The organism is Pseudovibrio sp. W74 (assembly GCF_001623085.1).
Taxonomy (GTDB): Bacteria; Pseudomonadota; Alphaproteobacteria; order Rhizobiales; family Stappiaceae; genus Pseudovibrio.
The window spans coordinates 259287-269818 of sequence record NZ_LMCJ01000064.1; the positions used below are offsets into that span (position 1 = coordinate 259287).

A 10532-nucleotide genomic window follows, 5' to 3' on the forward strand; every position below is an offset into this window, starting at 1 on the left:
ATGACGATTACCGGGGTCTTGGCAATTTCAGAATCTTCGTCCTGCCTGAGAATACGGAGGAAGTCATTGCCATCAATCGGGTGCATGATCCAGTCGCACAGCACGATATCAGGCCTGCGGTCCAGCAGAATTGCGATCGCGTCGGCCCCGTCGCCTGCTTCGTAGATGGAACGCACGCCAAAGCCGGAGATCATAGTGCGCAAGATGGAACGCATGTAGTTGTTGTCATCCACAATAAGGATTGAATAGCCAGACAACAAAGAATCGCTCTGAAGCAACAAACTCTCCCTGAGGGCGAAAAAACCTAGAAAAACATCGGGCAGCGAAAGGCAGGAGGCACATCATTCCAATTTTCTATGTGCTTCGCATATAAATATTTATCAAAAAAAGAGGGGCTGCACAATGTGCAACCCCTGATCATCATATGAATACTCTAGATAGAGTTAAGTGTTCACTGCAAGGCGTGTATCAGATTCTTTTCTGAGGTTCTCTGCGATTTTGAACGCCAGCTCCAGAGCCTGATCCGCGTTGAGGCGAGGATCGCAATGGGTGTGGTAACGATCACCGAGTTGTTCTGCGGACAGTGCGCGTGCACCACCAGTACATTCGGTCACATTACGGCCAGTCATTTCGACGTGAACACCACCTGCATGAGTGCCTTCAGCGCGGTGAACCGCGAAGAATGCTTCTACTTCACGCAGAATACGCTCGAACGGACGCGTTTTGTATCCGTTTGCAGTGATGGTATTGCCGTGCATCGGGTCACAGGACCAAACAACTTTCTTACCCTCACGCTCAACAGCGCGTACCATAGCTGGGAGATGTTCGAACACCTTGTCCTGACCGAAACGGGTGATCAGTGTCAAGCGACCAGCTTCGTTTTCAGGGTTCAGAACGTCGATCAGCTTGATCAGCTCTTCAGGATCAAGAGATGGACCACATTTGAGGCCAATCGGGTTCTTGATGCCACGGAAGAATTCAACATGTGCATGATCCAACTGACGCGTACGATCACCGATCCAGAGCATATGGCCGGATGTTGCGTAACATTCGCCAGTGGTGGAATCGATGCGTGTCAGCGCTTCTTCGTAGCCCAGAAGCAATGCTTCATGGCTGGTGAAGAAATCGGTGGAACGCAGCTGAGGTGTGTTGTCGGGATCAACACCGCAAGCACGCATGAAGGAGACGGCGTCGGAAATACGATCTGCCATTTCCTGATAGCGGTGTGCCTGCGGGCTGTCTTTTACGAAGCCGAGCATCCACTGATGGACGTGATCCAGATTGGCAAAACCACCTTGCGCGAACGCACGGATCAGGTTCAACGTCGCAGCAGACTGACGGTAGGCTTTCACCTGACGCTCAGGGTCTGGAATACGAGAGTCTTCGTTGAACTCGATACCGTTGATGATGTCACCACGGTAGCTAGGCAGTTCAATATCGCCCTTCTTCTCAATATTGGAAGAACGCGGTTTTGCAAACTGACCAGCAATACGGCCCACTTTTACAACTGGCTGCTGCGCACCATAGGTGAGCGCCACGGCCATTTGCAGGAATGCTCTAAAAAAGTCGCGAATGTGATCAGCGTGATGCTCTGCAAAGCTCTCCGCACAATCACCACCTTGCAAGAGGAATCCACGCCCCTCGGCAACATCAGCGAGCTGCGCTTTCAACTTGCGCGCCTCACCTGCAAACACGAGCGGCGGATAAGTTGCTAGGCGACTTTCAACGTCTGCCACTGCTTCCTTATCTGGATAGTCCGGTACCTGCACGATCGGTTTTGATCGCCAGGAATCCGGTGTCCATTTGTCCGCCATTTTAAAACTCCATCAATACGGAATGCTGCCAGCGCGCCCTATGCGCCTCTCTTTGGCAGCGTTAATTCTTTGAGCTGTTCTCATCATGAGACAAAAGCCCAGAAAGGCTTATACACGCAGCCCGTTTATCTGACTAGGGGGACGTATACGTTGTTTTATCGCTGTAGGTTGAGGATACCTCAAAAAAATCAGGCCCTATGAGAATCCATCAAACCAATCTGCTTTAGAGCTACTATGTTCTAATAAATTAGAACTTGATAGACAATTATTTCAAAGCGCCCTTCAAGATCGCAGATGAACACTTGTGTAAAGATACATGAAGCGTTCACACTCGCGAACCATGAACCTAATTTCAGCGATTTAAATATTGAGCATTCACAGATTTCAGCAGATCGTCAATCGTGCCCGCAAGTTCTTTGGACAGAACAATAGCACGCGGATAAAACGGCTCTGCGCGATCATTTAGAATTGGTACACGATCCCAGCCGTCCGTGGTTTCCATGAAGTGCAACAATCCTTCATGACCCCATAGGCGATGGAATCCAGCCATGACGCAGTCAACATAGCTTTGCAGGATTGGGTGCTCGTCATTGCCCCAGTGCGCGTACTGATCCTGCACCTGATAGAGGAACGTGTCTGATGGCATCTGCCTGCCACAATCGGGCACGAAACTATCATCACTGAGGGATTTGCGGTTATAATGCCATTCACGTTTATCCAGCACAGGCAGGTTTGCTTTTGTATCAAGCACCATCGCACCACGAATGACAGAGCCCTCTTCACGACGGACACCTAATGCGCAAACACCAACGCCTGACATGCGGCCATTGCCTTCTTTGCCTTTGGAGCAACCACGCCATTCCCGCTTCCAGTCACTCAGTTGTCCGGCTACCACTGTCGTGCCTGCGGGCAATGTTTCTTCATTTACGAGAGAGCCATAACCAAAATAGCAAATCTGGTCCTGTGTGAGGTCAGTCACGGGTATTCCTATCAAAACGAGAAAGATGCCCTGCTCCGGCAGCAAGACAAAAAAGAACCGCTAGCAAAGACTAGCGGCTCTTTGGAAGTCAACTAAAGTTTAATTCTTGCGGATACGCTCAGATGGTTCGCGCATTGTCACCAATTCTTCCGCAGCAGTCGGATGCACCGCAATGGTGCGGTCGTAGTCCGACTTGGTGGCACCCATCGACAGGGTCACACCGATGATCTGGATAAGTTCGCCAGAGTCTGGGCCCATGATGTGAATGCCGAGGATTTTGTTGGTATCCGCATCCACCAGCATCTTGAGGAACATCTTGCCAGGTTTGCCAGAAAGGGTGTTCTTCATCGGACGGAAGGATGAGGAGTAGATATCAATATTGTCGAAGCGCGCCTCAGCTTCTTCCTGCGTCAGACCTGCGGTGCCGATCTCAGGCTGAGAGAAGACTGCGGTCGGGATCATAGAGTGATCGACATGCCACTCGTTGCCACCATAGGTGCTGTCTGCAAAGGCATGGCCTTCACGGATCGCAACTGGCGTCAAGTTGGCACGGTTGGTGACATCGCCCACAGCAAAGATACTTGGCACAGAGCTCTGGCTCTGCGGAGTAACGACAATTGCACCTGCTTTGTCGAGTTCAACGCCAGCTTCTTCGAGACCGAGGCCTGCTGTGTTCGGGCGTCGTCCGATCGCGTAGAGCACCTGATCGGCTTCAATCACTTCACCGGCGTGCGTGGTCACTGTCAGACCGCCCTCATGCTTCTCAATGGATGCAATGGTGGACTTGGTTTTGACGGTGATACCTTTTTCTACCATCTGCTCATGCAGACCGGTACGCACGTCCATATCGAAACCGCGCAGGATTTCTTCACCGCGATACAAAAGCGTGGTCTCGGATCCCATGCCGTTGAAGATGCCAGCGAACTCGACAGCGATGTAACCGCCACCGACAACTATGGTTCGCTTCGGGAACTCGGAAAGGTGGAACGCCTCATTGGATGTGATCGTATGTTCGCAGCCGACAAGACCTGCATCAACGTTCGGCGTTGCGCCAACAGCTACAAGGATACGTTCAGCTGTGATGACTTGATCAGTTGATAGCAAGCGAACAGTATTCGGGCCCTCAATCACTGCGCGGCTGTCGTGCAATTCAACGCCGGACTTATCCAGGTTGCGGCGATAAATGCCTTCCAGACGGGTAATTTCCTTGTCTTTATTCTCGACAAGCTTATCAAAGTCGAAGGTTGGCGTGCCGTTCAGGCTCCAGCCATACCCGTCCGCATTTGCAAATTCCTCGGTGAATTTAGATGCGTAGACAAAGAGTTTTTTGGGAACACAGCCGCGGATAACGCAGGTCCCGCCATAGCGAAATTCTTCAGCAATACCGACACGGGCGCCATGGGTTGCTGCGATGCGCGCTGCACGTACGCCGCCAGAACCAGCCCCAATAACAAAGAGATCGTAGTCGAAATTAGTCATTACAGCCCACTTTCGTTTGCAATAAACCTTATGCAACGGCGTTTCGTTACGCTCTAAGGTCTTGTCTTATAAAAACGTAGGCTCAGATTTGGGCCAGATACGCCCAAATTTCAAGGGGCGTATCTGATCTAACTGTTCATTTTGGATTGCGATTTCGTGATCGCTTATTGAGCAGCCATTTCAGCAAGTTTCTTCCGTGAAATTGCAACCATGTCGGTGCTGACCGCATCGCTCCACTGCTTTGCAGCACCGATCGTCAATGCAGACAGTGTACCGGACAGGTCAGCAAGACGCTTACCGGTGTCGGAGTTGTAGAAGGTTGCGATTTCATTGAGCTGCTCTTCAGAGAAGCGACGAGCCCAAACTTCGTAGATCACACGATCCAGCTCCTGACGGCGCGGGATAAGTTCAACAGCAGCCTCATTCACAGCGATGTCGATCTCAGCGCTCATTGCCGGATTGGAACGAATAAACAGGGTACGAGTACGCTCTGCAACATCTGGAAGGATGTTATCGAAGTTCTCGATGGATTTTGTTGCACGAACAGCCGCTTTTGCAGCTTCGATGTGGCTTTCAGAAATGGAATTGTCCTGAGCCATAACCGGGCTGGAAATCAGCACACCAGCAACGACCAGTGATGCAACACCTGCAATTGCTGCAGACTTGAACTTAGCGAGCATAAAATGGCTCCCCTATATTTTAATCAGCTGTCCTAAAATGACTGTCGGGACAGCTTAAGGTTCCAAGACACGAATTTCATCAGTACCGGCAACATAGGCCCGTACTGCCATATCAATAAACAACCCGTGCTCAACGACACCTGGAATAACCTCCAGGCGTTTTGCCAGTGACTTCGGGCTGCTGATTGCCTGTAGGTGGCAATCAAGAATGTAGTTGCCGTTATCGGTTACAAGTGGCTTTTCCCCTGCCATACGCAGGATCATCTCACCTTGCAGCCCCTCAGCGTCCAAGCTGTTTTGCATCATCTGGCGAGTGGCCTCAAGCCCGAACGGAACAACCTCCACGGGAAGCGGAAACTTTCCGAGGGTATCAACAATTTTGCTCTCATCAGCAATCACAAGCATGCTTCCGGAAGCCGCCGCAATAATTTTTTCGCGAAGCAGCGCCGCGCCGCCGCCTTTGATAAGGTTTAACTGCGGATCAATTTCGTCCGCCCCATCAATAACCAGATCCAGCACTGGCGTTTCATCCAGTGTGGTCAACGGCACTCCCAGCTCATCGCAAAGAGCTTGGGAATAAGATGAGGCTGGCACGCCGATGATCTCAAAGCCATCCTTCACCATCTCTGCCAGAAGGCGGATCAGTTCATTGACTGTTGATCCAGAACCTATCCCCAGCTTCATGCCGGGCTTAACTTCCTTGAGTGCTGCAGCTGCGGCCTGCGCCTTCAAACTCATTGCCATCTGACTAATTTCTCTTCCCCGGACCCAAAGCTTGTTCGGAAACGTTCACAGACAAGAACAATTCTGCCTAGTTATTGCGCTTGGGTCTACTGTGACATAACTCCTGCTGATTACCATGAGGTGTGTGTCCCGCCAAGCAGCAATCCACCCAACACACTATAGGTTTTCCTCGCAAATTGACTTCACGGTGAATTTCGGTAGTGTGGCGCGGATTTTCTCAACAGAAACGAGCTTAAGTATGACAACACCAGTTCTGGTTTTCGACCTAGACGGTACTCTCCTGGAGACCATGGGAGACCTCACAGCGTCGATGAATCATGTTTTGGTAGAAGCCGGGTTTGAAGCCATTGAGCCTGAACGGGTCAGGAAAATGGTCGGCGCTGGCGTGAAAGTGCTGATGAGCCGTGGGCTCGAGGCAAGCAAGATTGAAGTGACAGATGAAGTTCTGGAACCATTGCTTGCCAAGTTTATTCGCTACTACGAGACTCATATTGCAGATAAGACCCATGCTTTTCCGCAGGCGCTGGAAACAGTTGCGCGGCTGAGAGCTGCTGGCTGGAAAACAGCTATCTGCACAAACAAACTGGAAAAACTGGCTAAACCGCTGGTTCGGGCCATGGACATGGAACACCTGTTTGATGCTGTTGTGGGCGGAGACACCTTCTCCAAGAACAAGCCGGATGCGATGCCAGTCTTTGGTGCAATCGACATTGCCGGTGGCTCCCGCGCAGGCTCCATTTTCATTGGCGATTCCAAGGCTGACATCAGCGCTGCACGTAACGCTGGCCTGCCCGTGATCGCTGTGGATTTCGGTTACACAGACATTCCTGTCCGCGAACTGGGGCCTGATGTGGTGATTTCTCATTACAATCAGCTGGAAGCGGCAGTCAAAGAGTTGAGTGCTGAGAACGCACCAACCTAACTCTCTGATATAGATACAAGATACTCTGCCGCCCCTGTTTGTTCAGTGGGCGGCAGTTTTGTTTACAGCCGCAAATCCGTCTCAATTCCCCCACGTAAATCCCATCAATAAATCACTGCTTGGTTCGATTTTTCGCTCAATGCAGTCACATTCCCCTGCGAAACATTCAGTCAATCGGAAAGCTCTGTTTTCCAGTAAATGAACATCAACACGGGAACACTGCGCCACATCAGGTGCAGGTCAATGGCTGCATGGTTAAAGCTTCACTCGTTTCGCTGTTTGCGATCATTCTGGCTAGTGCGCTTGCGCAACTGGCGAGCTCTGCTTTGCTAACAAGCTTGCCGCTTCAGATCGCCAGCATTGGCGGCTCTGCCTCTCAAGCTGGCCTTGTGGCAGGGGCTTACTCTCTTGGCTTCATGGTTGGATGTATGCGCGGTGTACGCATGATCAACCGGATCGGACACATCAGAGCCTTTGCTGGCGCTGCTGGTTTGACAGCTCTTCTCGTTTTGCTTTTCAAGAACACAGAGAGCATCATTTTCTGGACTGTACTCCGGTTCTTCATGGGGGCGGCATTTGCGGTTTTGTTCGCCACAGCTGATGCATGGCTGAATGAGTCTATCAAAGACGAAGTTCGTGGGCGTATTTTATCTGTGAACTCCATTGTGATTGGGGCAATGGCCATTCTCTCACAGATTTTCGTTGCCAAATTCACCGAGGTTCCATTGCAAATGCTGGAACTGCTCAGCGCTGTACTGCTTGCAGCTGTTGTATTGCTCTGCATGACCCGCTCTGTTCCACCACGCACATACAAAGCCAAGCGCATTAAGTTCAAAGAGATTTGGGCTCAGTCTCCTGTGGCTGTGCTGGGCGCTTTTGCTTCCGGTGCTATTGTCACCAGTCTTTTGACTATTGTGCCCTACTCCCTGTCCAAGGCCGGGGTTGGAGGCAGCACCACAGCTCTTATGATTGCGATGATCTATATTGGTCGCCTGATGTTCCAATGGCCGTTTGGTTCTCTTGCTGACCGCATGGACCGCAGATGGCTCATTCTTGGTTCTTCTGCACTGATCACCGTCATCATGGTTACCTTCCTGATTGCTGATCCGTTCACTGGCTGGAACTCTGGCTTCCTGCGTAATTATCATCTGCTGAGCATGCTGGGTCTGGTGCTGGTTGTTCTTGGAGGTCTCTCCTTCCCGCTGCAATCCATCTGCGTGGCACACGCATTTGAACGGAAACCGGAGAGCAGTGTTGCGTTGTCGACCTATCTGCTTTTCATCTGGGCTGCGGGCAGTGTTGCAGGTCCAACACTCATCAGTATCCTTGCACCAGTGCTTGGTTCCAAGACGCCTGATCTCATTTTGATTGGTCTTAGCGGTTCGCTTGCTCTGTTCACCGCCTATCGGCTTTATGTAGCGAAGCTGTTCTTTGTACGTCGTTCGTCACGTAAACAATTCCTAAGTGTGAGCAACATGCCTTATGCAAGTTATCACCAAGCCCAACCCTCTGAAAAATATAAGTAATGCGAAGCCTATGGTGTTAACGGGGCCGCCTCCAGCGATATATTTGGAATTCTTTTGGGAAAAGTTTCTTCAGGGGCTTGCGAGAACCCGTCAAAGGCCCTAAACACCTCCTCACGCCACACGGCGTACCACCCTACGGGGGCGATTAGCTCAGTTGGTAGAGCGCTTCGTTTACACCGAAGATGTCGGGAGTTCGAGTCTCTCATCGCCCACCATTCCTTCTTATGAAGGCTTTCAGTCTCCCGATTATTCGCGGAGGCTTTTTTATTTTCTTCCGTTGTTTTCCTTGTACATACACTCCGCCTCCCCATATTGCCCCAGAGGGTTTGGAAACATGTTGTGCCTTGGCGTTTTCGTGGCGCACATCACAACTCTTTGTTTTGAAGCAGAAATTCTTTGAAAGTCTGAAACAGTTTTTCTAAGATGGGCTTCTGAAATTTGGGCAGTTTTAAAGATCAGGACCACGTCTATGAACCGGATATTTTTGTTTATCGGCAAGACTTTTGCAGCGTCTGTGATGCTGTTCTTTTTCGTGGTTGTTTTCCAAACCGTGATGTATGGCGGCCCGGCGCGTGATGTTGCAGCCTTTATCTCGGGCGCAGGCGGCGTTTCTTACACTTCTTTTGTCGCGATCCGAAATCGGAACGCCTGATTAACCTATTCGATCCGTATTAAGAAAGGGAGCCGAAGCCCCCTTCTCTGTCCTTCTTATATCTTCAGATCTTCGCCTGTGCCAAAGTTGTCGGCGACATAATCCAGATCTTTATCACCACGCCCCGACAGATTGACGAGGATTGTCTCTCCCGGACACTCCTTGGCGAGCTTCATCGCGTATGCGACTGCGTGAGAGCTTTCCAGTGCAGGAATGATCCCCTCATAACGCGAGAGTGCCCAGAAGGCTTGCAAAGTCTCATCATCAGTCGCTGAGCTGTAGTGCACCTTACCGATATCATGCAGGTAGGAGTGCTCAGGTCCGACACCTGGGTAGTCCAAACCAGAGGCAATTGAATGTACTGGCGCAGGGTTGCCTGCTTCATCTTCCAGAACACGGCACTTGAAGCCATGGAGCATACCCGGCTTGCCGAACGTCATGGTTGCTGCGTGCTGCCCAAGCTCAGGCCCTTTGCCCATTGGCTCAACACCGTGCAGCTTGACTGACTTATCCTGAATGAAGCCAGAGAAGAGGCCCATGGCGTTTGAGCCGCCACCAACACATGCCACAGCATGGTCTGGCAGATTGCCGGTCATCTCAGTGAACTGCTCACGCGCCTCAATACCTACGATCTGCTGGAAGTCACGCACCATACGCGGGAACGGGTGCGGGCCTACCACAGAACCGATTGCGAACAGCGCCTCGTCAGCCTGCTCCAGATAGGATGTGAACGCGGAGTCCACCGCCTCTTTCAGTGTGCGCCCGCCGAAACCAACCGGTACGAGCTTTGCGCCCAATAACTGCATGCGGACGACATTTGGATGCTCTTTCTCGATATCCACTTCACCCATGTGAATTTCGCAGTCAAGCTCAAAGTAAGCTGCAGCTGTTGCTAAGGCCACGCCGTGCTGGCCTGCTCCGGTTTCTGCAATGAGCTTCTTCTTACCCATATGCTTTGCCAGAAGTGCTTCTGCCATGCAGTGATTGAGTTTGTGAGCGCCGGAGTGGTTCAGGTCTTCCCGCTTTAAGTAAATGTTCGCGCCCGATCCAATCCGGTTGGACAGGTTGCGTGCATGCGAGATGGGGGTTGGGCGGCCCTGAAAGTGCTTGCGGATGTAACGCAGCTCATTGATGTAGGAAGCATCGCCAGAGATCTTTTCGTAGGCTTTCGCGATCTCTTCGAACTGAGGCACCAGCTCAGGCGGCAGGAATGCTCCGCCATACTCACCGAAGTAGCCTTCTTTGTTCGGGAACTCTTTTAAATAATTGTCCATCAGCTCACGCTCTCCCAGCCCATTATCTATATGTATAGGACTGATGCTACTTTAAGCCGTGCGGGGCAATCCATCTGGTAATTGGAACTAGTCACCGATTTCTTGGCAGATAAACAAGCACTTAAAGCACCGCATGGCCTTCCATGCAGTGGTGGAACAGAATTCCCGAAAGTCGGGATGAGCAAGGCGGCAGGCAATACCTGCGCTGTTTGTTAAGTTAGTTTCTTCGGCATTGGCTACACGCCTTGCCCGGGTTTTCTTGGGATGAACAACGTCGCCTCTTTTGCCTATAAGGTACGATAGTCAGTTTCCTGAAAAGACAGTGGCTTATCCAGTTAGGTTTCCCTGCTCAGACAGTTCCTCCGTCTTTGACAGACACGTCAGCAAAAGTGGATTTCCCACCGGTACATCTGCATCCGTCACCGCGTGATACCCTATAGTCCTGGGCCCTTCCCCTCAAAC

10 protein-coding genes and 1 tRNA gene are annotated in these 10532 nt (G+C 51.2%); 4 read left to right on the forward strand and 7 right to left on the reverse strand.

The features are described from left to right. From PsW74_RS29575 to rpiA, 6 genes are all read right to left on the reverse strand, one after another. The coding region (locus PsW74_RS29575) for a response regulator (protein ID WP_208988205.1) at nucleotides 1-278 on the reverse strand (278 nt) is incomplete at its 3' end. Nucleotides 279-443: 165 nt separating this feature from the next. After that, a complete protein-coding gene (locus tag PsW74_RS28210) occupies nucleotides 444-1814 on the reverse strand; it encodes a 3-deoxy-7-phosphoheptulonate synthase class II (RefSeq protein ID WP_057466053.1) in 1371 nt (456 codons plus the stop codon). A 352-nt stretch (nucleotides 1815-2166) separates the two neighbouring features. Beyond that, nucleotides 2167-2793, reverse strand: a complete 627-nt coding sequence (locus tag PsW74_RS28215) for a gamma-glutamylcyclotransferase family protein (protein ID WP_063288363.1) — start codon at nucleotides 2791-2793, stop codon at nucleotides 2167-2169. A 99-nt stretch (nucleotides 2794-2892) separates the two neighbouring features. Further along, complete coding sequence (gor, locus tag PsW74_RS28220) at nucleotides 2893-4272, reverse strand: glutathione-disulfide reductase (protein ID WP_063288362.1); 1380 nt, start codon at nucleotides 4270-4272, stop codon at nucleotides 2893-2895. A 164-nt stretch (nucleotides 4273-4436) separates the two neighbouring features. Then, nucleotides 4437-4952 (reverse strand): DUF2059 domain-containing protein, encoded by a 516-nt coding sequence (locus PsW74_RS28225; protein WP_057466051.1) that lies wholly within the window; start codon nucleotides 4950-4952, stop codon nucleotides 4437-4439. 54 nt (nucleotides 4953-5006) lie between these two features. Then, nucleotides 5007-5696 carry a ribose-5-phosphate isomerase RpiA gene (gene rpiA, locus PsW74_RS28230; protein WP_063288361.1) on the reverse strand — a complete coding sequence of 230 codons (690 nt, stop codon included), beginning with the start codon at nucleotides 5694-5696 and terminating at the stop codon, nucleotides 5007-5009. A 238-nt stretch (nucleotides 5697-5934) separates the two neighbouring features. Between rpiA and PsW74_RS28235 the strand changes: the two genes are divergently transcribed. The 4 genes from PsW74_RS28235 to PsW74_RS28250 all read left to right on the forward strand — a co-directional run bounded on the left by PsW74_RS28235 (nucleotide 5935) and on the right by PsW74_RS28250 (nucleotide 8796). Then, nucleotides 5935-6618, forward strand: a complete 684-nt coding sequence (locus PsW74_RS28235; RefSeq protein WP_082826871.1) for an HAD family hydrolase — start codon at nucleotides 5935-5937, stop codon at nucleotides 6616-6618. 251 nt (nucleotides 6619-6869) lie between these two features. Then, on the forward strand, nucleotides 6870-8144 hold the full coding sequence (locus PsW74_RS28240; RefSeq protein ID WP_063288360.1) for an MFS transporter: 1275 nt from the start codon (nucleotides 6870-6872) through the stop codon (nucleotides 8142-8144). 139 nt (nucleotides 8145-8283) lie between these two features. Next, a tRNA-Val gene (locus PsW74_RS28245) sits at nucleotides 8284-8359 on the forward strand. A gap of 254 nt (nucleotides 8360-8613) precedes the next feature. Then, entirely contained in the window at nucleotides 8614-8796 is a 183-nt protein-coding gene (locus tag PsW74_RS28250) for a hypothetical protein (RefSeq protein ID WP_057466048.1), read from the forward strand. A 56-nt stretch (nucleotides 8797-8852) separates the two neighbouring features. On the opposite strand, the gene trpB is transcribed toward PsW74_RS28250, so the two are convergent. After that, nucleotides 8853-10070, reverse strand: a complete 1218-nt coding sequence (trpB, locus tag PsW74_RS28255) for a tryptophan synthase subunit beta (protein ID WP_063288359.1) — start codon at nucleotides 10068-10070, stop codon at nucleotides 8853-8855. Nucleotides 10071-10532: the final 462 nt, after the last annotated feature.